The sequence below is a fragment of the Mesorhizobium cantuariense genome, from assembly GCF_042647205.1.
GTDB lineage: Bacteria > Pseudomonadota > Alphaproteobacteria > Rhizobiales > Rhizobiaceae > Mesorhizobium > Mesorhizobium cantuariense.
Genome location: NZ_JBHRVD010000001.1, coordinates 1,886,013 through 1,911,926 on the forward strand (window position 1 = coordinate 1,886,013; position 25,914 = coordinate 1,911,926).

Here is a 25,914-nt window from a genome sequence, read left to right on the forward strand (position 1 = left end):
GGTTGGGCCAAGCACGTTCGACTACCTCGTGCGCCAGGCCGCCGCAGCAGCGGCAACCAGCATCAGCAATGCCGCAACAGCCGCGCAAGTGGCAAAGCCGAAGCTGGAGTAAAGCGGGCCGAAGCTGGTGGTGCCGACAAAGACCGCGAGGTAGGTCACAGCGCTGTTCAGGCCCATGATCGTGCCGCGCCGCGACGGATCGAGTGCCGACAGGCGCATGACCAGGACATTCAGGCCGAAATGATTGGCCAGTCCCCAGATTGCCACCATGGTCAGGGTCAGCCCGAAACTGCCGCTCGTTGCGGCCATGGCCACATAGACGACGGCGACCAGAAGATAGGCGAATGGCATGACGCGCCGTGCGCCAAGCCGATCGATGACGCCGTCGAGGAGAGCAGCCGTGCCGAAGCCGATGCCATAGGCGAGTGCCGCCAGCCCATTGGCGCTGACCGGCTGCCCAAGCCCAACGTGAAGGTGGTCGCCGAGATAGCCATAGACACCGTAGAAGGCGGTCATGAAGGCGGCGCAGGCAATGAGAAGCGGGACGATGCCGGGAATGCTGAGCGCGGCCAGCGGTGTCGGCGCCGGGCCGCTCTTCCTGACGTCGCTCAGTGACGACAATGTAAGGCCGGTCAATGCAAGCATTGCCAGCACCGCGACCGCTGCGAAAACGGCGCGCCAATGCACAAGATCGGCAAGCACGGCCGAAAGCGAAACACCCGCCACCATGCTGAGCGTCCATCCGGTCAGTACGACGCCGATCGTGCCGCTCTCCCTGCCCGGCGGCGCGATGGCCGCGGCGCTCGCATAGATCGCCGGCATGGCGATGCCGGCAGCAATGCCGGCGAGCAGCTGTGCCGCGACCAGCATGATCACCGTGGGAGCCGCGGCACTGGCGACCAGCGCCAGCGCCAGTAGCAACAGAGCGCCCTGCAGCATCCGGCGTGCGCCGAGCCGGTCGATGTAGCGGGCCAGGAACAGGGCGCTTGCGGAGGTGCCGAGGCCGAACGCGGCCGCCGCAATCATCACGGCCGGCACGCTGGTTCCGAACGACGAGGCGACGGCCGGTGCAATCGGACCCAGCACAAGCGAGTTCGAGCCGATGACGGCGATGCATCCGGTCAGCAGGTAAGCAAGCGCCGGGATCGGCGCTCGGGCGGTCAATGGTGCAACTTGATCAATGTTCGACATATCAGCATAATGGCCGTATTCTATTCAGCGGAGAACCAGGAATTTCGACATGGATGAAGAAACAGATGGCATTCTGCAGAACAGGCCTGCGGCCCGCGATCTCGACGCGATAGACCGAAGAATATTAGGCGTCCTGGTCGATGATGCCACGATCAGCTACGCCGAACTCGGCGATCGCGTGGGCTTGTCGCCACCCGCAGCGCATGAGCGGGTCAAACGGCTCCGGCGCAGCGGCGCCATCCGCAACACAGTCGCCATCATCGATCCCCGGGCGGTGAAAAAGCCTTTGCTTGCCTTTGTCCATATCGACACCAGGGGCTGGGGAAAGACGCCGGAACTGATGGCGGTCTCGCAATATCCCGAAGTCGAGGAGATCCATACCGTCGCCGGTGATACCTGCATGCTGCTGAAGGTCCGCACGGAAGACACCAGAGCACTCGAAGGCCTTTTGGCACGCCTGTACGAGACGCCGGGGGTCACCTCGACGCGCAGCTATGTGGTTCTATCGACCTATCTGGAGCGGCCGGTGCAACCCGGCATTACCGAGACATGGCCGACGCCGAAGCATATGGCCAAGCCGCTGTATTAGGGTTGATCTCGAAGCCCGATCTTACCCGCGCTCGGGGAACATCGCTTTCAGGCCCTCGCGCGATGCATTGGCGACACCGCGTTCGGTGATCAGGCCGGTGACCAGCCGCGCCGGCGTCACATCGAAGGCCGGGTTCGCCGCCGGCGTAGTCTCCGGCGAAATGCGCACCTGGGCAATCTCACCGGCAGCGGTCTTGCCCCAGACCAGCGAGACCTCGTCGGCCGAGCGCTGCTCGATCGGGATCTCGGCCAGTCCGTCATGCACCGTCCAGTCGATGGTCGGTGAGGGCAGCGCGACATAGAACGGCACATCATTGTCGGCGGCGGCGAGCGCCTTGAGATAGGTGCCGATCTTGTTGCAGACATCGCCGTCGGCGGTGGTGCGGTCGGTGCCGACGATGACCATGTCGATCTCGCCACGCTGCATCAGATGGCCGCCGGCATTGTCGACGATCAGCGTGTGCGGCACGCCGTGCCCGGCCATCTCCCAGGCGGTCAGCTGGGCGCCTTGGTTGCGCGGCCGTGTCTCATCGACATAGACGTGGACCGGAATGCCGGCTTCCGTCGCCAGGTAGATCGGCGCTGTGGCGGTGCCGTAGTCGACGGTGGCCAGCCAGCCGGCATTGCAGTGGGTCAGGATGTTGACCGGCTCGCCCTTCTGCTTGCGCGCCGCGATCGCCTTGATGATGGCGAGACCATTCTCGCCGATGGCGCGGTTGAGGCCGACATCTTCGTCGGCGATTTCACTGGCACGCTGGTAGGCGGCTACGGCGCGTTGTTTTGTCGGCAGGGGCCGCAGGAAGCGCCGCATTTCATCCAGCGCCCAGCGCAGATTGATCGCGGTCGGGCGCGTTTCGTGCAGGGTTTCCCACACGGCATCGAGCGCTGCGTCCGACGGATCGTGCGCCATCTGCATGGCGACGCCATAGGCAGCGGTAACACCAATGAGAGGTGCGCCGCGCACCCACATGTCGCGGATGGCGGTGGCGATGCCGTCGACCGTGCCGATCGTCTCGATGCGGAAATCATGCGGCAGCCAGCGCTGGTCGATGATATCAACCGAACGGCCGTCGTCGCTCAGCCAGATGGTGCGATAGTGGCGGTCGCCGACGTTCAAATGCTGCTCTCCTGTTCGATCAGCGCGGCCAGTTGGTTGACCTCGTCGATGCTGTGGATCTGGCGCCGGTTGACAGCGAGGTGGCGGCCGAATTTCAGCGCCTTTGCTTCACAACTGGCGCGCAAATCCTCGTCGGCAATGGTCTCGAAATCGGCATTGTGGGCGAGGCCGAGGATGCGCCTGTGCACCTCGATGCCGGCAAAGCCGAGCAGATCGGTCCACATCTGGTGGAGCACATGGTCGAGCGCCTGCTCTGAGGCAAGGATGTCGCCCTGATCCTCGAACAGGCTCTTCTGGTAGAGCATGCCGGTGCGCTCGGTGCGCCACAGATGCGAGAACTCGGTGCGGAACACCGACCAGGTTTCAACCGTCACCTCGAGCAGATAGGCGCGCATCGCGTCGCGCTCACCCTTCTGCTCGTGGCCGCGCTGCGAGAAGAACGACATCCAGAAATTGGCGAGCAGCATGCCGACATCGAAGGCCATCGGACCGTAGAAGGCGAATTCCGGATCGATCATCCGGGTTTCCGTGTCGGTGACCATGATCGAGCCGGAATGTAGATCGCCATGCAGCAGCGTTTCGGCGTTGGCGGCGAAGATGTGCTTCAGCCGCTGCGCCTCGACCTTGAGGTCGCGGTCGGCGCGCAGTTCGGCGACGAGGCCGTCGAGCTGTGGGCTCGTATGCCGGTTCATCTTGGCGTCGAAATAGGGGTCGGAAAACACCAGGCTCTCGGTGATGTCGCAAAGTTCGACATTGTCGGCGAACAGCGCCAGATCGGCCTTGCGGTCCTTGGCAGCCATGTGCAGATCGGAGCCGCGAAACAGCGTGCGGGCCATGAACAGGCCGATGTCCCGTGCAATGTTCGGCAGCTGGCGGCCGTCGATCAGGGCGCGGCGCAGGATGATGTGCGGCGGCGCAAGATATTCCATGATAATCAGCGCCTGGCCTTCATCGAAGTAATGGATCGCCGGCACTGAGCCCGGCGCGCGGGCCTCTTGCCTTGTCAGCGCGTGATATTCGAAGAAGGATCGCTTCAGCGGCAGCGGCCAGCTGTCGCCGACCAGGCGGACATAGGGCAGGGCCTGCTTGACCACCGCCGCCCCGCTGGCGCCCTCGACGATGAACACCAGGTTGAGATTGCCGTCACCGACCTCGCGGACCTTCCAGGCGCCAGTGTCCTTGCCGATCTTCGCACACAGCGCCTCGTTGCCGCCAAGGCGTGCAGCCAGGGTCTCGACCGACAGGGCTTCGAACGGCAATTCTTCAGTCATCGTCATCCTCCCGCATATGCGCTCCGAACATAATGGAGGCGTGGCGGCCGGGCCAAGCTAGGAAGCGATCTGGCAATTGTCAATCGTGTTGACAATTGCCGATACAGCCCATAGCGTCATGTCAGGGAGGAACGCATGGTCGGCAATGCCGTGTTCCGCGTAGAGGGGCTGAGGAAATCCTTTGGCCATAACGAGGTGCTCGGCGGCGTCTCGCTCGAATTGCATGCCGGCGAAGTCACTGTGCTGATGGGTGCCAACGGCGCGGGCAAATCCACCCTCGTCAAGATCATCTCTGGCGTCTATGAGCGCGGCGGCGGCACGATGGCTCTCGCCGACCAGGATTTCGCACCGAAAACCCCGGCTGAGGCGATCCGCGCCGGCGTGGTCACCGTTCACCAGAATATCAATGACGGTGTCGTCGCCGATCTCGACGTCGCCACCAACCTGACGCTGGACCGGCTGAGCGGCAGCGGCGCGCCGACCCTGTTCAATCCGGTCCGCGTGCGCCGAGAGGCCAAGGCGGTCGCCGACCGCATGGGGCTGGCCATCGATTTGAAGGCGCGGGTGAGCGATCTTTCGCTGGCCGATCGCCAGATGGTGGCGATTGCCCGCGCGCTGGCGCACCAGCCGAAAGTGCTGATCCTCGACGAGCCGACCTCATCGCTCTCCAGCGCCGAGGCTGATCGGCTGTTTGCGCTGATCGACAGGCTGCGCGAGCAGAGCGTGGCGATCCTCTACATCTCGCACCGTATGTCGGACATCAGGCGGCTTGCCGACCGCATCGTCTCGATGCGCGACGGGGTCATCTCGGGCATTTTCGACAAGAAACCGCTCGACTATGAAGGCGCGGTCAACGCCATGCTCGGCCGCAAGATCCATCTCGACCAGATCGTTGTCAGGAACTCAGCCAAGGCCGTTCTAAAGATAGAAGGCCTGCGAATTGCTCCAGGCGCCCGGCCGATTTCGCTGACGCTCGGCGACGGCGAGGTTGTTGCCATCACCGGCCTCGTCGGCGTCGGCAAGACGGCGCTGGCCGAGACGCTGTTTGGTGTGCGCAGGCCGCTCGCCGGCACCATGACGATGAACGGCAAGCCCTATTCGCCGCGATCGGCCGGCGAGGCGATTGCCGCCGGCGTGTTCCTCGTGGCCAAGGATCGCGGCGAAAACGGCATCGTCGGCGGCTTCAACATCCAGGAAAACATCAGCCTGCCGTTTCACAAGCGCATGTCACGTTTCGCTGTTCTCAGGCGCCGTCTGGAACGCGCCACCGCGCGCCGGCAGATCGAAGAATTGGGCATCGTCTGTCGGTCCGAGAAGGACGACATGTCGGAGCTGTCGGGCGGCAACCAGCAGAAGGTGATGGTCGCGCGCTGGATGGCGCAGGATGCGAGATTGTTCATTCTGGATGAGCCGTTTCAGGGCGTCGACATCTCGGCCAGGCGCGACATCGCCGCCAAGCTCAGGGCCAGCGCAAACGGCCGCGCCACGCTGTTGTTCGTCACCGAACTCGACGAGGCGCTGGAGACCGCCGACCGCATCCTGGTGATGTCGGAGCAGACCATCGTCGGCGAGCACCGCAACGCCGAGGTCGATCTCGATCGCCTGCTGGCCGAGGTGGCCGGCGGACCGCTGCACAGCGCCGCCTGAGGAGCGCGGACAATAGGAATTGGAATGGAGAGCATGGGTTCGAGTTGGGTAAAGACGGCAGCAACGCGCGGGAGCGCGGAATGACGGTGCGCGACCACGCCATCCGCTATGGGTTCATCGTGCTCCTGTTCGGGCTCGTCGCTTATTTCGCGATCGCCGCCGACGGTTTCGTTTCGCCTCAAAGTGCCGTCTTCATCTTCCAGTCGGTCGCCATCACCGGCGTGCTGGCACTCGGCGTCACCGCCACGCTTGTCGTCGGTGGCTTTGATCTCTCGATCGGCTCTGTCGCCACATCAGCCATGATGGCGGCGGCCTATGTGATGGTGGTGCTGGAGCAGAACGCTTTCGTCGCGGTCGTCGTCTGCCTGCTCATCGGCGCCATTGTCGGCCTGATCAACGGCTGGCTGATCGTCTATATGCGCGTGCCCGATCTTCTGGCGACGCTCGGCATGATGTTTCTGCTGGTCGGCCTACAGCGCATTCCGACCGAAGGCCGTTCGATCGCCACCGGCATGACGATGCCGGACGGTTCGGTCTCAAACGGAAAATTCTCCGACGCCTTCCTGGCGCTCGGCCGCCACCGCTTCGACTTCTTCATCCCGAATCTCATTCCGGTGTCGGTGGTGGTGCTGCTCGTGCTCGCCGTTCTGATCTGGTTCTTCCTCGAATACACCCGCTTCGGCCGCATGATGTACGCCGTCGGCAGCAACGAGCGCGCCGCCGAACTCGCCGGTGCGCCTGTCAAGGCATACAAGATCTGGGCCTACGTTATTTCAGGAGTTTTTGCCTCGATCGGCGGCATTTTGCTCGCTGCCCGGCTTGGACGCGGCGACATCGCCTCGGGTAATAATCTGCTGCTCGATGCAGTTGCGGCGGCGCTGATCGGCTACGCGGTGCTTGGCGCCGCCAAGCCGAACGCTTTCGGCACTGCCATCGGTGCGCTGTTCGTCGGCATCTTGCTGCAAGGCCTGACGATGATGAACGCGCCTTACTACACGCAGGATTTCGTCAAGGGCATGGTTCTGGTCGTCGCCCTTGTCTTCACCTTTGCGCTTTCAGGCAGAGGCAGGAGGTAGCTTTCGACCGGAACAGGATTTTGGGTTCAACAAGAGTGGAGGAAAACAAAGTGAGCATTACAAGAAGACTTCTGGGGAAGGTGGCGCTCGGATTGGCCGGCGCAACCATGCTGATGCAGGTCCCGGCTTTTGCCGCGGACAAGCCGGCGCCTTTCGACAAGCCCGGCGTCAAGATCGCGCTGGTGCGTTATCTCTCGACCGGTGACTTCTTCCAGGCCTATCTCTCGGGCGTCGAAGCACAGTCGAAGGCGCTCGGCATCGACCTGCGCGTGCTCGACAGCCGCCAGGATGCCGCCCTTCAGTCCGACATGGTCGACCAGGCCATCGCGCTCGGGGTGCAGGGCATCATCATCCAGCACGGCCTGACGGAATCGATGAAGGACGCCGCCCAGCGTGCGGTCGACGCCGGCATCAAGGTGGTGGCTTTCGACGTCAATGTCGAAAACCCCAAGATCCCGCAGGTCGAACAGTCCGACCGTGACCTGGCCCGCCTCGCGCTCGAGCAGGCGGTCAAGGACAATGGCGAGGGCTGGAATGCCGGCTATGTCTATGTCGCCGGCATCGCGCCGCTCGACCGCCGCAACGAGACCTGGGTCGACGTGAAGAAGAAATATGCCGGCATCAAGGAAGTCGCGATGTTCGGCACGCTCGACAATCCGATCGCCAACTCCGTCGCCAACCAGGCGCGTTCGGTGCTGTCGGCCCATCCCGACATCAAGGTGATGTTCGCTCCCTATGACGAATTCGCCAAGGGCGTGAAGATCGCCGTCGACGAAGCCGGCCTGAACAAGGGCATCAAGATCTATTCGGCTGATATTTCGACCTCGGATATATCAGCGATGCGCGAGCCCGACAGTGCCTGGGCTGCAACAGCCGCCACCAACCCGGCTGTCGTCGGCCAGGTCTCGGTGCGTGCGCTGGCGCAGCTGCTGGCCGGTGAAGATCCCGGCCACAACGTCGTCGTGCCGCCGACACTGATCACCCAGAAGGACCTGATCGACAAGGACATCAAGAACATGGAAGACCTGTCGGCCAAGCTGCCGCAGTTCGCCCATGCCGATGTCGCCATGCCGGCCTGGATGCCGAACCCGAACGCGAAGTAGGTTTCGCTATCGAAGGCCGCCTGCAGCAGCTTGCTGCAGGCGGCCTTTTTTTGCCGAATATTTACAGAACCGGCTCGCAGGTCCGGCCCGAGGTTCGGTATGGAAGTCCAGGCGGCAATCGAAGAAAACCTGTCCGGCGCCGTCGCCGGAACATTGTTTCGATGCCGGCAGGCTACCACCGGCGTCGTGGTGTTGGGTGGATCGAGTGGCCGTGTCGATGTCGGGCGGGCGCGGCTGTTTGCAAACGAGGGCTCGTCGGCCCTGGCCCTGCAGTGGTTCGGCGGTGAGGGCCAGGCTCCCGGAATATGCGAAATTCCCCTCGAGACCTTCTTTGCGGCAACCGATTGCCTCCTTGAAACAGGATGCCGCCGCATCGTCTATGTAGGCACATCCAAGGGTGCCGAGGCCGCATTGCTCGCGGCGGTCCATGACCCACGCATCAACGCCGTGGTCGCAATCAGCCCGTCATCGGTGGTTTGGGGGAATATCGGTGCGGGCCGGGATGGTGTCAGTTGGCCTGAACGATCCTCATGGTCGCTCGATGGTGTCGCATTGCCGTTTGTACCGACGGATACGAATTGGACACCGGAGTACGTGGATGGCCTTGTGTCCTACCGAGGACTCTTTGAGCATTGTTTGAGAGCCTTCGAATGTGAGGCAAAGGCGGCAATCATCCCCGTCGAGACCGCATCGGCCGAGATTCTGCTGGTTGCAGGTGGCGACGACACGTTGTGGCCCTCCCTCTGGTTCGCGACGGAGATAGTCCGGCGGCGAGACAACACCGCCAAGGTCACACATCTCGTTTCGTCGCCCGATGCGGGCCACCGCATTCTCTTGCCAGGCGAGAACACACCACGCTCGGCACTGCATGCACATGGCGGCAATGACGAGGCTGATTCAGAGCTGGGCAGAAAGGCTTGGAAACACATCCGGAGACTGCTGTAGCTGCAGTTCAGGATTGTCTGCGCATTTGACGGCAGGTTGTCTTCACTCATTGAACAGGTCGGAATGGGAACCGGTGCGAGCAAGCTGTAGTTCATCGTCGGCAACGCGATAGACCAAGAGCCAGTCCGGTTCTATGTGCGCGTCACGATATCCTTTCCAGTCGCCTTTCAGAGGGTGATCCTTGTAACTCGCCGGTAGCTCATCTCCGGCGATCAGGAGGCCTAACAGCTCGCGCAATTTACCGAGGTCTTTGCCACGCTTCTCCATACGTTTCACATCCCGGCGGAATTGCCCGGAGCGAACAGGAGCCAGCATGTCAGATACCCAAATCCTTGAACAACTCGTCGGCCGTGGCGAAACGCTTGCCCTTGCCTTTTTCCAATTCGGCCATGGCCTTTCGAGTGGTTGCGTTTGGCACCTTCACCGGAAAGGGAAATTCCTTGTCAGCAGCGACGCGGACCAGCAGCAGGCGGATAGCGTCGGAAACGGACAATCCCATTGCCGCCAGGGCTTCCGTTGCCTGATCCTTTGTCGCCGTATCGATCCGGGCGCGAACCACACTATCCGTTGCCATGTTAAGACTCCTCTGAGAGCCACAATGTAGCTACAGACCTCCGGATGCGCAAGCCCGTCGATCCTTTCGCAACCTACCGCAACGCCGCCGCGATATTGCCGCCGTCGACCGTCGTCACATCGGCGGTGGTGCGATCAGCCAGCGCGTGATGCAGGAAGGCCTGCGCCACGTCCTGTGCCGTCACTTCCTGGCCGAGCAAATTGCCGGACATGTAGTCCTTCTCCGATACGCCGCGCGCGCCCGAACGGCTGGCGATCATGGCGTCGGTCAGAAGCCCTGAGCGGATGCGGTCGGCGTTGACGGCGTTCGAACGGATGCCGTGCGCGCCGTAGTCGAGCGCGTATTGCCTGGACAGGAACAGTGTCGCTGCCTTCGGCACGCCATAGGCGCCGAACTTCGGCCCTGGATTGACCGCTTGCTTGGAGGTGTTGAACAGAAGCACGCCGCCGGTGCCCTGTTCGAGCATGATGCGCACCGCGTTCTGCGCCACCGATTGGTGGGCGAAGAAATTGAGCTCGAAGCTTTTGCGCAAAAGCGCGTCGTCGAGCTCGCCGATGCGGCCTTCCCAGGCCGCCCCTGCATTGGAGACCAGGATGTCGACACCGCCGAACACGGCGACTGCTCTGTCGAAGGCGGCACGCACCTGTGCCGGGTCGGTGATGTCGGCGGCAACACCGATCGAATTGTTGCCGGCTTTCTTGGCGGCCTCGGTAGCCTTTTCGGCATCGAGATCGACGACGACGGCATGGGCGCCATTGTCGGCGAACAGCTTTGCTGTCGCCGCACCGATCGCACCGGCGCCGCCGGTGACCAGCACTACCTGGCCGGTCAGCGGCTTCGGCTTGTTGGACGCGAGCTTGGCCTGTTCCAGCGACCAGTATTCGAGCGGAAACAGGTCCGCCTTGGAGAGTGGATGGAAACGGCCGACCGCCTCGGCGCCGCGCACCGCCTCGATCCACATCTCGCCGACATCCGACGCGATCTTCGCATCCTTCAGCGTGCGGCCGTGGCCGAACATGCCGAGGCCCGGCACCAATGTCAGCCGCGGCATTTGGTCGAGCATGGTGCGCTTGACGTCATCGAGCGCATCATTGGTCTCGAAATAGGCGCGGTAATCCCTGGCGAAGGCGTCGACGTGGTCCTTGATCACGGATCTGTAGTCGCTGGCCTTGTCGGCATCGGGCGCCGGCAGCGCCATCGGCCCGGTCTTGATGCGGATCGACAAATCGGGTGTCGACACGCCGCGCCCGGCATAGTCGGCGATCTCGGATGAACTGATGAAATCAACGATGGCGTCGGAGGTGCGGAAGTCAGAGATCATGCGGTCGAAGCGGCCTTCGCCGCGTGCTACCGCCACCGCGCCGCGCAGCGTTGGTGCGATGGACGCGGGTGTCGCGAGCTTTGCCGGCAAGGCTGCCTTTGCAGCCTGAGGCTTGCCGTGATTGGCAATGTAGTCCTCGGCGACATTCACATAATGGATCATCCGGTCATAGGCCTGTTTGGCGTCGTCGCCGAAGGTGAAGATGCCATGCTTGTCGAGGATCAGGCCCTCGACATCAGGATCCGCGTCGAAGATGTCGGCCGCCGCCTTGGCGAGGTCGAAGCCGGGCATGATGTAGGGCACATAACCCATCTTGCTCCCGAATACCGTCTTCACCAGCGGCTTCGAATCTTCCTGGTCGACGATGGCCAGGATGGCGGTCGAGTGCGTGTGGTCGACGAATTTGTGCGGCAGGAAGGCGTGCAGCAGCGTCTCGACCGAGGGGTTGGGCGACGACGGATCGATGAGGTTGACACGCTGCAGCGCGACCATGTCCTCGTCGGCCAGTTTGCTCAGCGCGCGCGCCTTGAGCAGCGGCTTGAGCTTGACCGCCGGCAGGCCCTGCGGCTCGATGACGCCCATGTCCCAGCCGCTGCCCTTGACGCACAGCACGTCCCACTCGTCGCCGACAAGATCGGTCGCCGTCGTCTTGCAGGAGGTGTTGCCGCCGCCATGCAGGACCAGCCGTGGTTCGCCGCCCAGCAGCCGGGTCGTGTAGACGCGCAGCGCCAGGTCGCGGCCGACACCCTTCTTTGCATAGTCGGCAACGAGCTTTTCGGCCGCGTCGTCATTCCACAAATTCTTCATGTTCGCTTCGTCCGGTTGCTCTCTTTGATGGTGAAACAGGAATGCCGCGACGCTTTGATGACAATGCGCCGGCGGCGGAGATGGTGATTTCCTAGGAGGCCTTTTCTGTCGGGGCAGCCGCATGATCCAGGAGCCGCTGCGCCATGCGCGCGCCGACCACAAGATGCGTGCAAAGGCCGCCCGCGATCGCTGCGAGCAGCGGTTCGAACTTGCTATCCTCCTGCACCACCATCAGCCGCCTGGCGATGGCGCGCAGCGAGGCAAGTTCGGCGGAGATGACGCGGCGGTTGTAGCTGCAGTCGAGCACCTTGCCCTCGGCATCGATGATCTGCCCGGCGATGACGCCGGCAGCACCTTGCTGGCGCAAGCCAGCCATTTCGCCTGAAGTCAGTGCGCCGCATTTGACCAGATGGCTGTCGGCGTCTACCGCGCCGACCGAGTACAGCGCCAGATCGCATTCGCCGACCCCTGACAACTGTTCGCGGATCACCGGCTCGGCACGCAGCGCCCGCGCCAGCTCTTCCGTCGACAGCACCAGCGGCGCGTAGAAGTTGAGCCCCTTGGCGTTGAGCCGCCGCGCGATCTCCATGGTGCACTGGTCGGGTCGGTAGGAATAGGGCGCGCCGAGATTGCCGCAGAGCTGCACCACCGTGACATCCTGCAGGTCGGCATAGGACATGATGTCGGCGATCATGTAGACGGTGCGGCCCCAGGCGACGCCGATGCGGTCGCCCTTCTTCACCAGTTCGAGGAAGACGCTTGCCGCCAGCACGGCGATTTCCGTCGACGGGTCGGCAATATGGTCATTTTCCGGCGCGATCCAGACGGCGTCGAGGCCCAACGCATCCTCGAGCTTGCGCGCCAGCACGTCGTCGGTGAAAAGCTGGGTCGAGGTCGAGATGTTGACGATGCCGGTCTCGCGCGCCTTGCGCAGATACATGGCGACCGAGGCACGGGAAATGTTAAGCTGGCTCGCCACCTGATCCTGCCGCAGGCCATGCGCATAATAGAGCCAGGCGGCCTTGTGGATGAGCTGTTCTGCCGGTCGGATCGCCATGCCGTCTCCTCGGCTGACATTATTCACGACCTTCGACAAAAGTCAAACTGGGCTGGGGTATGCGATGCCCTTTCGCCCGTCAAATCTGGATCATCATTGTGCCAAATGCGCTCTATCGTGGCATCGTTGATGGTGACGCGGCCCCAGCCTGTGATTAGAAGTCTAAAAGATAAACGCGGGGAGCATGGGATGGGCAATCCTTACGAACAGGATCTCGACAAGAACGCGGCCAACCATCAGCCGCTGACGCCGCTCACCTATCTGGAGCGCGCGGCCAAGACCTATCCCGACCATATCGCCATCATCCATGGCGGCCAGCGCATCGATTATCGCACCTTCTGGCGCCGGTCGCTGAAGCTTGCCTCGGCGCTCGACAAGCGCGGCATCGGCAAGGGCGACACCGTCACCGTCATGCTGTCCAACACGCCGCCGATGCTGGAGGCGCATTTCGGCGTGCCGATGACCAAGGCGGTGCTGCATTCGCTCAACACCCGCCTCGATGCCGCGGTCGTCGCTTTCCAGCTCGACCATGCCGAGACCAAGGTGCTGATCGTCGACCGCGAGTTCGCAAACGTCGTCAGAGACGCGCTGGCGCTGGCCAAGGTCAAGCCGCTGATCATCGACTGCGACGATCCCGAATACGCCGCCGACGCGCCTTATCCGAAAGGCGAGCGGATTGGCACTCTGGATTATGAGGACTTCGTCGCTGGCGGCGACGAGGACTTCGCCTGGGCGATGCCCGACGATGAATGGGACGCCATCTCGCTCAACTACACCTCCGGAACGACAGGCAACCCGAAGGGCGTCGTCTACCACCATCGCGGTGCGGCCCTGATGGCCTACACCAACACCATCCATGCCGGCATGGCCAAGCACGCGGTCTATCTGTGGACGCTGCCGATGTTCCACTGCAATGGCTGGTGCTTTCCCTGGACGCTCGCGGTCCAGGCCGGCACCCATGTCTGCCTGCGCTGGGTGCGGCCGAAGCCGATCTACGATGCGATTGCCGATCACGGCGTCACCCATCTGTGCGGCGCACCGGTCGTCATGTCGGTGCTGATCAATGCCAGGGACGAGGACAAGCGCGCATTTCCGCAGACGGTCACTTTCAACACCGCGGCGGCACCTCCGCCGGAGGCCGTGCTGTCGGGCATGGCCGATGCCGGCTTTGCCGTCACCCATCTCTACGGCCTGACCGAGACCTATGGCCCGGCGGTCGTCAACGAATGGCATGGCGCCTGGGACGACCTCGAAAAGAGCGAGCGCAGCGCCAAGAAGGCGCGACAGGGCGTGCGCTATGCAGCGCTCGAAGGCCTGACCGTCATGGATCCCGAGACGATGCGGACGACACCGGCCGACGGCGAGACCATCGGCGAGGTCATGTTCCGCGGCAACATCGTCATGAAAGGTTATTTGAAGAACCGCAAGGCGAGCGACGAGGCCTTTGCCGGCGGCTGGTTCCATTCAGGCGATCTCGGCGTCATGCACCCCGACGGTTATATCCAGCTCAAGGACCGTTCCAAGGACATCATCATCTCCGGTGGCGAGAACATTTCCTCGATCGAGGTCGAGGACGCACTCTACAAGCACCCGTCCGTTGCCTCTTGCGGCGTCGTCGCCAGGCCTGACGACAAATGGGGCGAGGTGCCCGTTGCCTATGTCGAACTGAAGCCCGGCAAGGTCGCGACCGAGGCCGAGATCATCGAGCACTGCCGCGCGCTGCTCGCCCGCTTCAAGGTGCCGAAGGCGGTGATCTTCGCCGAAATCCCAAAGACCTCGACCGGCAAGATCCAGAAGTTCCGGCTGCGCGAGATGGCCAAAGGGCCGTAAGCCGGATCTGCCGGTGCGCTCCTCCCAGTGCAACTTTCGCGGTTAGCCTCAACTCCGCGACGAAGCGCGAGGCGGCCAACCTCGATCCCATGTCACCATTTGTCACCAATCGTACACGTACACCGAATCCGTGTTGACAGGGCGCGCCTTTCCATTTACGACTGATGAAAATCGAAATTCGTCACTCGTAAATTGACAGAGGATCATGTCCGAAGCCGCCACCATAGTCGCCGAAGCCGCCCGACAGGAAAATGTGACGCGCATTCTCGACTGCGCAGAGCGCCTGTTCCGGCACTATGGCTACGGCAAGACCAATGTCGCCGACATCGCGCGCGAACTGGGCATGTCGCCGGCCAACATCTATCGTTTCTTTGCCTCCAAGGTCGAAATCCACCAGGCTGTTTGCGGCCGGATGCTCGGCGCCAGCTACAAGATGGCCTACGAGATTTCGCGCCTGCCGATCAGCGCCGAGGAGCGGCTTCGGCGCTACGTGCATGCGCAATACAAGATGACGATGGAGGTCATGCTCGACGACCAGAAGGTCCACGAGATGGTAGTCGTTGCGCTCGAACGGGATTGGGGCGTGATCGACAAGCATATCGACAGCATTCACGACCTGTTTGCGGAAATCATTCGCGACGGCATCGAGGCCGGTGAGTTCAGGCAACAGGATCCGGTGATCGCGTCGCGCTGCTTTGGCGCCGCGACCGTCATCCTGTGCCATCCGCAGATGGTGGCGCAGTGCCTTGCCAAGACCAACCGGGCAATGCCTGACGACCTCATCGACTATGCAATCAAGGCCTTGAAATAGCCTCCGCCCGCCGGGCGCCGGTTTCGACGATTCATCTCCATTTCGGGAGTACGCGCGTGTCTTCGTTCAGTTCGATCATCAACAGGCTACCGGCAGTCGGCCCGGTGCTGCTTGTCGCCGCCACTCTCGGGCTTGCCGGCTGCAGCCAGGAAAAAGCCGAGGTCAAGGACATCATCCGCCCGGTCAAGGTCGTCGAGATCGCCCAGGCGCATGACACCCGCACGCTCTCCTATTCCGGCTCGGTGAGGGCGCGCACCGAAAGCGCCCTGGCTTTCCGCGTCAACGGCAAGATCACCGAGCGCCTTGTCGACATTGGCCAGCATGTGGCCTCGGGTGATGTGCTCGCCCGCATCGATCCGATCGACTACGACCTGTCGCTCAAGAGTGCGCAGGCAGCCCTTGATGCCGCCGAGCGGCAGGTCGAGACTGTGGAGCTTGCCCGCAAGCGCGCCGAGCAGCTTTTTGCCAAGAACTTCGCGCCGAAGTCGCAGCTCGAACAGGCAACCTTGACCTATGACCAAGCGGTCGCCACCCGTGATTCCGCCCTTTCGACACTTGCTCAGGCGAAGAACCAGGTCGGCTATACCGACCTCAAGGCCGACAGGGACGGCATCGTCACCACAGTCAGTGCCGATGTCGGCCAGGTGGTCGGTTCCGGCGCGCCGGTAGTCACCGTTGCCGTCGACGGCGAAAAGGAAGTGCTGATCGCCGTGCCGGAGATGGAGATCGCCGAATTCAAGCCGGGCAAGATCGTCAAGGCGGGCTTCTGGTCCGACGACGCGCTGGCGCTCGACGGCAAGGTCCGAGAGGTCGCCGGCAGCGCCGATCCGCAGTCGCGCACCTTCGCCGTTCGGGTCAGCCTGCCCAACGATCCGCGCGTGCTGCTCGGCATGACCGCCAGCATCGAAGCCTCGGCGGCCAATGAGCGGCAGCTCGTGTCGATCCCGCTGAGCGCACTGGCCGAGCAAGGTACCCAGTCCATCGTCTGGACCGTCGATCGGGGCGCCGACACCGTTCACGCCCGTCCGGTCAAAGTCGCCGCGTTCGCCGCCGATGGCGTGCGTGTTGCCGAGGGACTGAAGCCCGGCGACGTCGTGGTCGCTGCCGGCACGCAGTTCATGACCGAGAACCTCAAGGTGAAACTCGCCGGCGATGCGGCACTGCAGTCCGCATCTGCGGCAGACGGCGACGCCAAGCAGGTGCGCTGACGACAGACAACCGGCTGCGCGTTCCCGCAGCCGCTGGTTTCCGGGCGGCGTGGCCCGAAGGTCGAGACGTCAGGCCGATGTAACCCCCACATCGATCCGCGTCCCACCGCGATGAGTGTCTCTCCGCTCGGAAAGCCTCGCCGCCCGGAAGCCACTACCGAACCTCGATTGCTGAACAGATGGATCTGCATCCATGACCAATTCCACGGAAGAAAAGCGACCCTTCAACCTGTCGCGTTGGGCAATCGGCCACCCCGCCATTGCGCGGTTCCTGTTCGGCCTGATCATCATTTCCGGCGCGCTCGGCCTGATGCGCATGGGCCAGAAGGAAGATCCCGATTTCACCTTTCGGGTCATGGTCGTACAGGCGATCTGGCCGGGCTCCTCGATCAAGGAGATGGAGGACCAGGTCGTCAACAAGATCGAGCGCAAGCTGCAGGAGACGCCGCATCTCGACTTCGTCCGTTCCTTCACCCGCGCCGGCAGCGCCATCATCACGGTGCAGATCAAGGGCGACACCAATGCCGCCGAGGTGACGGACGCCTTCTACCAGGTGCGCAAGAAGGTCGGCGATATCCAGGGCGATCTGCCGCAAGGCCTGCTCGGCCCCTACTTCAACGACGAATTCGGCGACACCTTCATCACCCTGCATTCGATAAGCGGCGACGGCTTCAGCTATCCCGAGCTGAAGAAATTCGCCATCCAGGCACGCGACATGCTTTTGACGACGCCCGGCGTCGAGAAGGCCGTCATCATCGGTGACCAGCCGGAAAAACTCTATATCGACGTCTCGTCCAAGGCTCTGGCCGAACGCGGCCTGACGCTGACCGATCTGCAGAATGCGATCAAGGGCCAGAACAATGTCGATCCGGCCGGCTCCGTCGACACCGGCACCAACTCGGTGCGCATTTCCGTCGAAGGCGATGTCGGCAAGGTCGAGGACATCAGGAACCTGCGCCTGCGCGCCGGCGGCCAGGTCACCAGGCTGGGCGACATCGCCACGGTGACGTCGGGGCTGGAAGATCCGTTCCAGCGCAAATACCGCTTCAACGGCCACGACAGCGTGCAGCTCGGCGTCGTCATGGCCAAGGGCTTCAAGGTCACCGATGTCGGCAAGGATGTCGAGGCCACATACAAGCGCTTCGAGGAGGCGCTGCCCTATGGCGTTTCGGTCGACCAGATTTCCGACCAGCCGGGCGTCGTCACGGATGCGGTCGCCGAATTCATGCATGCGCTCGGCGAAGCGCTGCTGATCGTGCTCGTCGTCTCGTTCCTGTCGATCGGCTGGCGCTCGGGCCTGGTCATCGCCATCGCCATTCCGCTGGTGCTCGCCGCCACCTTTGCCATCATGTACGAGATCGGCATCGACCTGCAGCGCATCTCTCTCGGCGCGCTGATCATCGCGCTCGGGCTGCTCGTCGACGACGCCATGATCGTCGTCGAGATGATGGAGCGAAAGCTGGAGGAGGGGATGGTCAAGGTCGAGGCGGCGAGCTTTGCCTATTCCTCGACCGCCTTCCCGATGCTGACCGGCACGCTGATCACCACCGCCGGCTTCATCCCGGTCGGCTTCGCCGCCTCGACGGCCGGCGAATATGTGCGCACGCTCTTCTACGTCGTCGGCATCGCGCTGATCGTCTCCTGGTTCGTCGCGGTCTATTTCACGCCGTGGCTCGGCAACATGATCCTCAAGCAGCGCAAGCATGCCGGCAGCCATCACGATGTCTTCGACACGCGCTTCTACCGCAGGCTTCGCGCGACCGTCAGCTGGGCCGTGCGCCATCGCATCATCGTCCTGGTGATGACGCTGGTCACCTTCGGCACCAGCCTGTGGGCGTTCCAGTTCATCCCGCAGAATTTCTTCCCGCAATCGTCGCGGCCGGAAATCCTCGTCGATCTCTGGCTGCCGGAAGGCACCAGCATCAAGGAAGTCGAGGCGCAGGCCAAGGCGCTTGAAACCAAAATGATGGACGACAAGGACAAGCGTTTCATCGCCACCTATATCGGCGAAGGTGCGCCGCGCTTCTTCCTGCCGCTCGACCAGCAGTTGAGCAATCCGAACTTCGCCCAGATGCTGGTGATGGCCAATGACGAGCCGGCGCGCGAACGGTTGATCGTCAAGCTGCGCACCGTCCTGGCGCAAGACTTCCCGTCCGTCCGCGCCAAGGTCGATCGCCTGTTCCTGGGGCCGCCGACCGGCTGGCCGGTGCAGATGCGCGTCATGGGGCCGGATCGCCAGGAAGTACGCCGCATTGCCGACCAGGTGAAGGCGAAGTTCCGCGAGGATCCGCTGCTGGGGGCCGTTCACGACGACTGGCTCGAGCCGGTGCCGGCGATGAAGCTGGTCATCGACCAGGATCGCGCCCGTGCGCTCGGCGTCACCTCGCAGCGCATCCGCCAGATGCTGCAGGCGACGATGTCCGGCGCGCCGCTCGACGACTTCCGCGACGGCGAGGAGACGGTGTCCATCGTTGCCCGCGAGCCGGATGCCAGCCGCAGCCTGCTGTCCTCGGTCGATTCCGTCTACATCCCGACCGACTTCGGCGGTTTCGTGCCGCTGTCGCAAGTGGCCAAGGTGGTGCCGGTGCTGGAGCAAGGCATCGAGTGGCGCCGCGACCGCCTGCCGACCATCAGCGTGCGGGCGACGTTGCCGGACGGTATTCAGTCCAACGACGTCGTCACCAAGCTGTACAAGGATATGCAGGGCCTGCGTGACGGGTTGGCGCCCGGCTACAAGGTCGAAATCCAGGGCGGTGCCGAGGATTCGGCGGAAAGCCAGGCCTCGATCGCCGACAAGGCGCCGATCATGCTGGCCGTCATCGTCGTGCTCTTGATGATCCAGCTGCAGCATTTCGGCAAGGCGATGCTGGTGCTGGCGACTGGCCCGCTCGGCATCATCGGCGCCGCCGCGGCACTCTTGATCAGCGGCGCGCCGTTCGGGTTCGTCGCCATCCTTGGCGTCATTGCATTGCTCGGCATCATCATGCGCAACTCGATCATCCTGGTCGACCAGATCGACCAGGACATCGCTGCGGGTATGGACCGCTACGAGGCGATTATCGGTTCGGCCGTGCGCCGTTTCCGGCCGATCACGCTGACGGCGCTGACGGCAGTGCTGGCATTGATCCCGATCTCGCGCGGCGTCTTCTGGGGACCGCTCGCCTACGCCATGATGGGCGGCATCCTCGTTGCCACCGTGCTGACCATCCTGGTGCTGCCGGCAGGCTACGCCCTGTTCTTTGGTCGGGAGCCGAAGAAGCGTGGGGCCGAGGGGCGGACGGACGAGCTGGAGCTGAGCCAGGAAGCCGACAGACCGCAACTGGCGCTGGCCGCCGAATAAACCCTGCCGGCCGGGCGATGCCGCCCGGTCGGCGGTTTTTTCCACCCCCAACATCCCGGTCTCTCGCCGGTCTGTGCCCGTCTGTGCTGGGCATAAACGGCATTTGGCGCCAAAAAACGCCAAGCGGGATTGCGCCTTGAATCGCCTTGTTGTACGAACGTTCAACAAGGCGATTTAACGAGTACCTGCCGTGGTACGGACCGAGTTCCCCTTTGCCGTCGAAACCGTCGATCCGCTCTGGATCACGCTGGCCGACGGCACGCGCATCACCGCCACTTTGTGGTGTCCGCGCACCGAGGCCAAGGTGCCCGTCGTCGCCGAAATGGTGCCCTATCGCCGCCGCGACGGCACAGTGGCCCGCGACATCGATATCCATACCTGGCTTGCCGGCCACGGCATCGCCTGCGCCCGCATCGATATCAGGGGCTCGGGCGATTCCGACGGTGATCTGGCCGACGAATATCTGCCGCGCGAGCAGCAGGATGCCTGCGAGATCATCGCCCATCTGGCAGCACTTCCCTGGTGCAACGGCAGTGTCGGCATGACCGGCATTTCCTGGGGCGGCTTCAACGCGCTGCAGGTGGCGGCGCGCCGGCCGCCGGCCTTGAAGGCCATCATCGCCAATTGCGCCACCGACGACCGCTACGCCGACGACATCCACTATATGGGCGGCGCGCTGCTGACCGAGCAGGAGATGTGGTCGAACTTCATGCTGGTGAAGAAGGCGATGGCGCCCGACCCGCAGATCGTCGGCGACACCTGGCGCGCCATGTGGGCGAGCCGCCTTGCGGCGACAAGCTCGCTGTCGGAGGTCTGGCTGGCGCACCAGCGCCGCGACGACTATTGGCGGCAGGGCTCCGTCTGCGAGGATCATGCGGCGTCGAATGCGCGGTCATGGCTGTCTGCGGCTGGGAGGACAGCTACTCCAACTTCGTGCCGCGTCTGCTCGAACATCTGCCGGGGCCGAAGCTCGGCATCGTCGGGCCGTGGTCACATGCCTATCCCTGCCGTGGCGCGCCGGGGCCGCTGATCGGTTATCTCCAGGAGGCGCTGCGCTGGTGGCGGCATTGGCTGTGTGTCGAAAACACCGGCATCATGGACGAACCGCTCTACCGCGTCTGGATCACCGGCGAGGAACGACCGCAACCCTTTTATCTCCCCGATCATGCCGGCAACTGGGCCGCCGAGGACCAATGGCCGTCGCCGCGCATCGAGCGCCGCTTGCTGCATCTGAATGCCTCGGGTCTCGGCGGCGAAGCTGCCGGCGGCGCGGCGCTCTCCGTGTGCTCGCCGGCCACCGCCGGGCGCGACTGCGGCCGCTGGGGCGGCTATGGCGGTTCCTGCCCGGACATGGCCATCGACCAGCGTCGTGAGGACGGTCTGGCGCTGTGCTTCGACACGCCCCCGCTCGACAACGACCTGACCTTGCTCGGCGCGCCAGAGCTGGACCTGCTCGTCACCGTCGACCAGCCGCATGTCAACCTCGCCGCCCGGCTGTGCGATGTCTATCCCGACGGCACCTCGGCGCTGATGACCTATGGCGTGCTCAATCTCAGCCATCGCGACAGCCATGAGCATCCGACTCCCTGTCCGGTTGGCACACCGTTCCGTGTGCGGCTGAAACTCAACGATTTCGCCCGTCTTGTGCCCAAGGGCCATCGCATCCGGCTGGCGCTGGCCAACCAGCATTGGCCGATCCTGTGGCCGCAGCCGAAACTGTCGACGCTGTCGATGGCGAGCGGCGACAGCACGGTGATGCTGCCGGTGCGGCCGCCGTCGGCTCGCGACCGCGACGTGCGCTTTGAACCCGCCGAAACGGCGCCGTCGGTGCCGACGACGACGCTGGACGAGGGCTTCGATCGTCGCATCGTCACCGACGATGTCGGCTCAGGTGTGCAGACCATCGCGCTCAGTTCCGACCATGGACGTCGGCGCTATGACGACCGCGCCATCACCGTATCCTCGGCCAACAGCGATACGATGAGCATCCGCGCCGACGATCCGCTGTCGGCCAAGCTCGTCACCGAATACCGCTGGGCGATCGCCAGCGGCGATGCCGACATCGAAGCCAAGGCAGTCACCGAACTGACATCGGATGAAACCCATTTCAACCTGAGCTGGCGGCTCGAGGCCCGAGAACGGGGCAGGCTCGTCCACAGCGCCTCGGCGACGCGGCGCATCAGGCGCGATTTCGCCTGACAGGAGCGAAGAGGAGACCATGCTTGCATATGCAGTGAAGCGCATCGGTCTCGGACTCCTGATCCTCGTGCTTGTCATGGTTGCCATGTATGCGGCCGTCTTCCTGGTGCCGGGCGATCCTGCAACCGTGGCGCTCGGCCCGCGCGCCACGCCGGAACTGAAGCGGCTGCTGATCGAGCGCATGGGCCTCGACCAGCCGGTCTGGTGGCAGATCGTCGAATTCTTCCGCAACGCGCTGACCGGCAATCTCGGTTACGACGTCTGGTCGAACCGGCCCGTCTCCACCCTGGTGCTGGAAGCGCTGCCGAACACGCTGATCCTCGGGCTGACCGCGCTCACGGTCGCGCTTCTCATCGGCGTTCCGCTCGGCTGCCTGTCGGTGATGCGACGCGGCACAACAGCCGATGCCATCATCGGCGTGCTCTCGGTCGGCGTCATCGCCGTGCCGTCCTTCGTCGTTGCCATCTATTCGCTGCTGCTTTTTGCCGTGACGCTGCGCTGGCTGCCGGCCATCGGCGCCGGCGAGACCGGTGACTTCGTCAGCCAGGCCAAGGCGCTGGTCATGCCGGCGGTGGCCATCGCGCTCGGCTGGATCGGCTACATCGCCCGCATGGTACGCGCCTCGATGATGGAGGTGATGGGCGAACCGCACATCCGCACCGCGCGCTCCTTCGGCCTGCCGGAGTGGAAGATCGTCTCCAAATACGCGCTGCGCATCGCCATCATCCCGACCATCTCGCTGGTCGCCGTCGGCCTCGGCAGCATCCTGTCGAGCGCCGTCTTCGTCGAGGCGGTGTTCGCTCGGCCCGGCATCGGCAAACTGATCACCGACGCCGTCAACACCCGCAACTATCCCGTCGTCATGGGCACCGTGCTGATCATGACCGCCATCTACGTCTCCATCACCATCGCCGCCGATCTGTTGATCGCGCGGCTCGACCCGAGGGTGCGCGATGTCTTCCGTGGCTGACGCCTCGCTCTCGATGCTGGACCGACAAAGGCTGCCACTGCTGCGGGCGCTGCTCGCCGATCCGTTCACCTGCGTGGCGCTGATCCTGGTCACCGGCTTCCTCATCACCGCTGTCCTCGCGCCGTGGCTGGCGCCCTATTCGCCGCTCAAGATCGATGTGCTGCACAAATTGCAGCCGCCATCGCTCGCGCACGGGTTCGGCACCGACCATCTCGGTCGTGATCTCCTGTCGCGCGTCATTTTTGGTGCGCGCACGGCGCTGACCATCGCCATGGTCTCGGTGGCCATCGCCGGCGCCATCGGCCTTTTGCTCGGGCTGATCGCTGGCTACGGGCCGCGCTGGCTCGACGCCATTCTGGTGCTGAGCTTCGACAGCCTGAACTCGCTGCCGATGATCATGTTCGCGCTCGCCATCATCACCGTGCTCGGCGCCGGCACCGGCACGCTGATCGTCGTCATCGCGGCGACCTCGTTCCCGAGCTATGCCAGGCTGATCCGGGCGCAGACGCTGGCGCTGAAGAACAGTGACTACATCCTGGCCGAGCGCCTGCTCGACGCCAGCGCCGCGCGCATCATTTTCATCCACCTTCTGCCCAATGTCGTCGGTCCGCTGATCATCCTTTTGTCGATGGACATTCCGGTCGTCATCATGGTCGAGGCCGGTCTCAGTTTCCTCGGTCTTGGTGTGCGGCCGCCGACGCCGTCCTGGGGCTCGATCCTCTATGACGGCTACACCAGCATCCGCTCGGCACCCTTCATGGTCATCTTCGGCGGCCTGCCGCTGGTGCTGGCGACACTTGGCTTCACCTTCCTCGGTGAGGGCCTGCGCGACTATCTCGACCCGCGCCTGCAGTTGCGGAGGCCGGCATGACCGGCTCGCTCGCCGCCAGCAACCTCAGCGTCCGCTACGAGACGCCGCATGGTAGCGTGCATGCATTGCGCCATGTCGACATCGAGGCGCATCCCGGCGAGGTGATCGGCATCGTCGGCGAAAGCGGCTGCGGTAAGTCCACATTGGTCACCGCGCTCGCCAACCTGTTGCCGGCCAACGCCCGCATCGACGGGTCGATCAGCTACAACGGCGTCGACCTGGCAAAGCTTGACGCACACCACCAGCGCCTGCTGCGCGGCGACGAGATCGCGCTGGTCAGCCAGGATCCGAAGACGGCGTTCAACCCGGTGCTGACCATCGGCGACCAGCTCGTCGACTTCCAGCACCACCGCAGGGATCTCGGCCGGGCGCAGAAGCGGGCCCGCATCGCCGCCATGCTTGGCCGCGTCGGCATCGCCGATGCCGAACGACGGATGAACAGCTATCCGCACGAACTCTCCGGCGGCATGCGCCAGCGCGTGGCGATCGCGGCCGCCTTGCTGACCGATCCCGGCCTGCTCATCGCCGACGAGCCGACGACGGCGCTCGATGTCACCATGGAGGCGCAGATCATCCATCTGCTGCGCGAACTCCGATGCGACTACAACGGCATCATCATCGTCGTCTCGCATCATCTCGGCGTCATCGCCGAGCTCTGCGACCGCGTCTATGTCATGTATGCAGGCGAGGTGGTCGAGGGCGGCGAGGTCGACGCGATCTTCCACGATGCACGGCATCCCTATACGCAAGCGCTGCTCGCCTGCGATCCGGCCCGCTTCCACGAAAGGCTGGACAGGCTGCCGACCATTCCCGGCTCGCTGCCCAACCTGACACAGCCGCCATCGGGATGCGTCTACGCGCCGCGCTGCGACCGCGCCTTCGCGCCATGCGCTTCGGTCGCGCCGCCGCTGGTGAAGCTGTCCGCCTTGCATGTCGCGCGCTGCCATGCGGTGACGCCATGAGCCCGCTGCTCGCCATCGACGATCTGTCGGTGACCTTCGCCCGCGGCGGCTTGCTCAGCCGCCTGATCAACCCGTTCCCCTTGCCGAGCTTCAACGTCATCGACGGCGTGACGCTGTCGCTGATGCCGGGCGAGACGCTTGGCCTGGTCGGCGAGTCCGGCTCCGGCAAGACGACGCTTGCCCGCACCATCCTTGGCCTTGTGCGCGCGGCCGCCGGCCGCATCACCTTCGAGGGCAGGGACGTGGCGACACCCGCCGATTTCCGCGCCATGCGAAGGCGTTCGGCGATGATGTTCCAGGATCCGGTCGCCTCGCTCAGCCCGCGCCTGCGCATAGGCACGCTGCTCACCGAGCCGCAGATCATTCAAGGCGTGCCGATGCCGGACCGCCGCGCCGCGGCAAAAGCGCTGCTGGCGCTGGTCGGGCTGCCGGCCTCCTTCGTCGACCGTTTTCCGCATGAGCTGTCGGGCGGGCAGGCGCGCCGGGTTGGCGTCGCTCGTGCGCTGGCGATGAAACCGCATCTGCTGCTCGCCGACGAGCCGACCGCCGGGCTCGATGTCTCGGTGCAAGGTGACGTGCTCAACCTGATCGGCGAATTGAAGCGCGAACTCGGTTTCGCCGCCATGATCGTCACCCACAATCTGGCGATGATCCGCCATGTCAGCGATCGCCTAGCCATCATGTATCTCGGCCGGCTGGTCGAGACGGGACCGACGCAGGACGTGTTTTCGGCACCGATGCATCCCTACACCGCGACGCTGATCCAGTCCGAACCGATACCCGACCCGCGCCGGGCGCAGCCAGAATCCGGCCGTCACCGGCGAAATCCCGAGTGTGTTTCGCCGACCCTCTGGCTGCGAATTCCACACACGCTGCCCGATCGCCCGTGATCGTTGCAAGACCGAGGCACCGGCCTATCGACCGATGGGTGCTGACCGGATGGTGCGCTGCCATTTCCCGCTGGTGACAGGCGGGCAAGAACGGGAAGCCTTCTCACGCGCTTCCGCAAACCACAGGGGAAACTGA

The 25,914-nt window shown here is 63.9% G+C and carries 23 protein-coding genes; 16 read left to right on the forward strand and 7 right to left on the reverse strand.

What is annotated here, in order from left to right:
- Positions 1 to 21: 21 nt before the first annotated feature.
- Entirely contained in the window at positions 22 to 1,191 is a 1,170-nt protein-coding gene (locus ACFOJ9_RS08660) for an MFS transporter (protein ID WP_378978491.1), read from the reverse strand.
- A gap of 49 nt (positions 1,192 to 1,240) precedes the next feature.
- Between ACFOJ9_RS08660 and ACFOJ9_RS08665 the strand changes: the two genes are divergently transcribed.
- Positions 1,241 to 1,780 (forward strand): Lrp/AsnC family transcriptional regulator, encoded by a 540-nt coding sequence (locus ACFOJ9_RS08665; protein ID WP_378978492.1) that lies wholly within the window; start codon positions 1,241 to 1,243, stop codon positions 1,778 to 1,780.
- 21 nt (positions 1,781 to 1,801) lie between these two features.
- Here the strand turns inward: ACFOJ9_RS08665 and mtnA are convergent, their stop codons facing one another.
- Together mtnA and mtnK are read right to left on the reverse strand one after the other, a co-directional pair.
- Entirely contained in the window at positions 1,802 to 2,896 is a 1,095-nt protein-coding gene (mtnA, locus tag ACFOJ9_RS08670; RefSeq protein ID WP_378978493.1) for an S-methyl-5-thioribose-1-phosphate isomerase, read from the reverse strand.
- Positions 2,893 to 4,167, reverse strand: a complete 1,275-nt coding sequence (gene mtnK, locus ACFOJ9_RS08675; RefSeq protein WP_378978494.1) for an S-methyl-5-thioribose kinase — start codon at positions 4,165 to 4,167, stop codon at positions 2,893 to 2,895. The genes mtnA and mtnK overlap by 4 nt, the downstream gene beginning before the upstream one ends.
- Positions 4,168 to 4,302: 135 nt before the next feature.
- Here mtnK and ACFOJ9_RS08680 point away from each other — a divergent pair, with 135 nt between their 5' ends.
- The 4 genes from ACFOJ9_RS08680 (at position 4,303) to ACFOJ9_RS08695 (ending at position 8,938) form a co-directional block, all read left to right on the forward strand.
- Positions 4,303 to 5,814, forward strand: a complete 1,512-nt coding sequence (locus ACFOJ9_RS08680; protein WP_378978495.1) for a sugar ABC transporter ATP-binding protein — start codon at positions 4,303 to 4,305, stop codon at positions 5,812 to 5,814.
- Between the two features lie 80 nt (positions 5,815 to 5,894).
- Positions 5,895 to 6,890 (forward strand): ABC transporter permease, encoded by a 996-nt coding sequence (locus tag ACFOJ9_RS08685; protein WP_378978496.1) that lies wholly within the window; start codon positions 5,895 to 5,897, stop codon positions 6,888 to 6,890.
- A gap of 50 nt (positions 6,891 to 6,940) precedes the next feature.
- Positions 6,941 to 7,993, forward strand: a complete 1,053-nt coding sequence (locus tag ACFOJ9_RS08690) for a substrate-binding domain-containing protein (RefSeq protein WP_378978497.1) — start codon at positions 6,941 to 6,943, stop codon at positions 7,991 to 7,993.
- 99 nt (positions 7,994 to 8,092) lie between these two features.
- Positions 8,093 to 8,938, forward strand: a complete 846-nt coding sequence (locus ACFOJ9_RS08695) for an acyl-CoA thioester hydrolase/BAAT C-terminal domain-containing protein (protein WP_378978498.1) — start codon at positions 8,093 to 8,095, stop codon at positions 8,936 to 8,938.
- 42 nt (positions 8,939 to 8,980) lie between these two features.
- Here ACFOJ9_RS08695 and ACFOJ9_RS08700 read toward each other — a convergent pair whose 3' ends face one another.
- From ACFOJ9_RS08700 to ACFOJ9_RS08715, 4 genes are all read right to left on the reverse strand, one after another.
- The gene (locus tag ACFOJ9_RS08700) at positions 8,981 to 9,253 is read right to left on the reverse strand and encodes a type II toxin-antitoxin system YafQ family toxin (RefSeq protein ID WP_378978499.1); all 273 of its coding nucleotides are present in this window, start codon (positions 9,251 to 9,253) and stop codon (positions 8,981 to 8,983) included.
- Position 9,254: 1 nt separating this feature from the next.
- Entirely contained in the window at positions 9,255 to 9,512 is a 258-nt protein-coding gene (locus tag ACFOJ9_RS08705; RefSeq protein WP_378978500.1) for a type II toxin-antitoxin system RelB/DinJ family antitoxin, read from the reverse strand.
- 73 nt (positions 9,513 to 9,585) lie between these two features.
- Complete coding sequence (locus tag ACFOJ9_RS08710) at positions 9,586 to 11,640, reverse strand: bifunctional aldolase/short-chain dehydrogenase (protein WP_378978501.1); 2,055 nt, start codon at positions 11,638 to 11,640, stop codon at positions 9,586 to 9,588.
- 91 nt (positions 11,641 to 11,731) lie between these two features.
- Positions 11,732 to 12,697, reverse strand: a complete 966-nt coding sequence (locus tag ACFOJ9_RS08715; protein ID WP_378978502.1) for a sugar-binding transcriptional regulator — start codon at positions 12,695 to 12,697, stop codon at positions 11,732 to 11,734.
- Positions 12,698 to 12,886: 189 nt separating this feature from the next.
- Here ACFOJ9_RS08715 and ACFOJ9_RS08720 point away from each other — a divergent pair, with 189 nt between their 5' ends.
- From ACFOJ9_RS08720 to ACFOJ9_RS08770, 11 genes are all read left to right on the forward strand, one after another.
- Complete coding sequence (locus ACFOJ9_RS08720) at positions 12,887 to 14,527, forward strand: acyl-CoA synthetase (RefSeq protein ID WP_378978503.1); 1,641 nt, start codon at positions 12,887 to 12,889, stop codon at positions 14,525 to 14,527.
- Between the two features lie 205 nt (positions 14,528 to 14,732).
- Positions 14,733 to 15,338 (forward strand): TetR family transcriptional regulator, encoded by a 606-nt coding sequence (locus tag ACFOJ9_RS08725; protein ID WP_378978504.1) that lies wholly within the window; start codon positions 14,733 to 14,735, stop codon positions 15,336 to 15,338.
- A gap of 56 nt (positions 15,339 to 15,394) precedes the next feature.
- The gene (locus tag ACFOJ9_RS08730; protein ID WP_378978505.1) at positions 15,395 to 16,546 is read left to right on the forward strand and encodes an efflux RND transporter periplasmic adaptor subunit; all 1,152 of its coding nucleotides are present in this window, start codon (positions 15,395 to 15,397) and stop codon (positions 16,544 to 16,546) included.
- A gap of 193 nt (positions 16,547 to 16,739) precedes the next feature.
- The gene (locus tag ACFOJ9_RS08735) at positions 16,740 to 19,886 is read left to right on the forward strand and encodes an efflux RND transporter permease subunit (RefSeq protein WP_378978506.1); all 3,147 of its coding nucleotides are present in this window, start codon (positions 16,740 to 16,742) and stop codon (positions 19,884 to 19,886) included.
- A gap of 190 nt (positions 19,887 to 20,076) precedes the next feature.
- Complete coding sequence (locus tag ACFOJ9_RS08740) at positions 20,077 to 20,916, forward strand: CocE/NonD family hydrolase (protein ID WP_378978507.1); 840 nt, start codon at positions 20,077 to 20,079, stop codon at positions 20,914 to 20,916.
- Positions 20,820 to 22,085, forward strand: a complete 1,266-nt coding sequence (locus ACFOJ9_RS08745) for a CocE/NonD family hydrolase (RefSeq protein ID WP_378987659.1) — start codon at positions 20,820 to 20,822, stop codon at positions 22,083 to 22,085. Before ACFOJ9_RS08740 ends, ACFOJ9_RS08745 begins: the two co-directional genes overlap by 97 nt.
- A gap of 19 nt (positions 22,086 to 22,104) precedes the next feature.
- Complete coding sequence (locus ACFOJ9_RS08750) at positions 22,105 to 23,055, forward strand: ABC transporter permease (protein ID WP_378978508.1); 951 nt, start codon at positions 22,105 to 22,107, stop codon at positions 23,053 to 23,055.
- Positions 23,039 to 23,926, forward strand: a complete 888-nt coding sequence (locus tag ACFOJ9_RS08755; RefSeq protein ID WP_378978509.1) for an ABC transporter permease — start codon at positions 23,039 to 23,041, stop codon at positions 23,924 to 23,926. The genes ACFOJ9_RS08750 and ACFOJ9_RS08755 overlap by 17 nt, the downstream gene beginning before the upstream one ends.
- Positions 23,923 to 24,888, forward strand: a complete 966-nt coding sequence (locus tag ACFOJ9_RS08760; RefSeq protein ID WP_378978510.1) for an ABC transporter ATP-binding protein — start codon at positions 23,923 to 23,925, stop codon at positions 24,886 to 24,888. The genes ACFOJ9_RS08755 and ACFOJ9_RS08760 overlap by 4 nt, the downstream gene beginning before the upstream one ends.
- Positions 24,885 to 25,778 (forward strand): ATP-binding cassette domain-containing protein, encoded by an 894-nt coding sequence (locus tag ACFOJ9_RS08765; RefSeq protein ID WP_378978511.1) that lies wholly within the window; start codon positions 24,885 to 24,887, stop codon positions 25,776 to 25,778. The genes ACFOJ9_RS08760 and ACFOJ9_RS08765 overlap by 4 nt, the downstream gene beginning before the upstream one ends.
- Positions 25,723 to 25,914: a hypothetical protein gene (locus ACFOJ9_RS08770; RefSeq protein WP_378978512.1), complete on the forward strand. Its 192-nt coding sequence runs from the start codon at positions 25,723 to 25,725 to the stop codon at positions 25,912 to 25,914. Before ACFOJ9_RS08765 ends, ACFOJ9_RS08770 begins: the two co-directional genes overlap by 56 nt.

Excerpts from the sequence above, each read along its gene's own strand:
- ACFOJ9_RS08715 (WP_378978502.1), bottom strand. The coding sequence starts at position 12,697 with ATGGCGATCCGACCGGCAGAACAGCTCATCCACAAGGCCGCCTGGCTC.
- ACFOJ9_RS08700 (WP_378978499.1), bottom strand. The coding sequence starts at position 9,253 with ATGCTGGCTCCTGTTCGCTCCGGGCAATTCCGCCGGGATGTGAAACGT.
- ACFOJ9_RS08685 (WP_378978496.1), top strand. The coding sequence starts at position 5,895 with ATGACGGTGCGCGACCACGCCATCCGCTATGGGTTCATCGTGCTCCTG.
- ACFOJ9_RS08695 (WP_378978498.1), top strand. The coding sequence starts at position 8,093 with ATGGAAGTCCAGGCGGCAATCGAAGAAAACCTGTCCGGCGCCGTCGCC.
- ACFOJ9_RS08725 (WP_378978504.1), top strand. The coding sequence starts at position 14,733 with ATGTCCGAAGCCGCCACCATAGTCGCCGAAGCCGCCCGACAGGAAAAT.
- ACFOJ9_RS08735 (WP_378978506.1), top strand. The coding sequence starts at position 16,740 with ATGACCAATTCCACGGAAGAAAAGCGACCCTTCAACCTGTCGCGTTGG.
- ACFOJ9_RS08680 (WP_378978495.1), top strand. The coding sequence starts at position 4,303 with ATGGTCGGCAATGCCGTGTTCCGCGTAGAGGGGCTGAGGAAATCCTTT.
- ACFOJ9_RS08660 (WP_378978491.1), bottom strand. The coding sequence starts at position 1,191 with ATGTCGAACATTGATCAAGTTGCACCATTGACCGCCCGAGCGCCGATC.
- ACFOJ9_RS08760 (WP_378978510.1), top strand. The coding sequence starts at position 23,923 with ATGACCGGCTCGCTCGCCGCCAGCAACCTCAGCGTCCGCTACGAGACG.
- ACFOJ9_RS08765 (WP_378978511.1), top strand. The coding sequence starts at position 24,885 with ATGAGCCCGCTGCTCGCCATCGACGATCTGTCGGTGACCTTCGCCCGC.
- ACFOJ9_RS08720 (WP_378978503.1), top strand. The coding sequence starts at position 12,887 with ATGGGCAATCCTTACGAACAGGATCTCGACAAGAACGCGGCCAACCAT.
- ACFOJ9_RS08750 (WP_378978508.1), top strand. The coding sequence starts at position 22,105 with ATGCTTGCATATGCAGTGAAGCGCATCGGTCTCGGACTCCTGATCCTC.
- mtnK (WP_378978494.1), bottom strand. The coding sequence starts at position 4,167 with ATGACTGAAGAATTGCCGTTCGAAGCCCTGTCGGTCGAGACCCTGGCT.
- ACFOJ9_RS08710 (WP_378978501.1), bottom strand. The coding sequence starts at position 11,640 with ATGAAGAATTTGTGGAATGACGACGCGGCCGAAAAGCTCGTTGCCGAC.
- ACFOJ9_RS08705 (WP_378978500.1), bottom strand. The coding sequence starts at position 9,512 with ATGGCAACGGATAGTGTGGTTCGCGCCCGGATCGATACGGCGACAAAG.
- ACFOJ9_RS08755 (WP_378978509.1), top strand. The coding sequence starts at position 23,039 with ATGTCTTCCGTGGCTGACGCCTCGCTCTCGATGCTGGACCGACAAAGG.
- ACFOJ9_RS08665 (WP_378978492.1), top strand. The coding sequence starts at position 1,241 with ATGGATGAAGAAACAGATGGCATTCTGCAGAACAGGCCTGCGGCCCGC.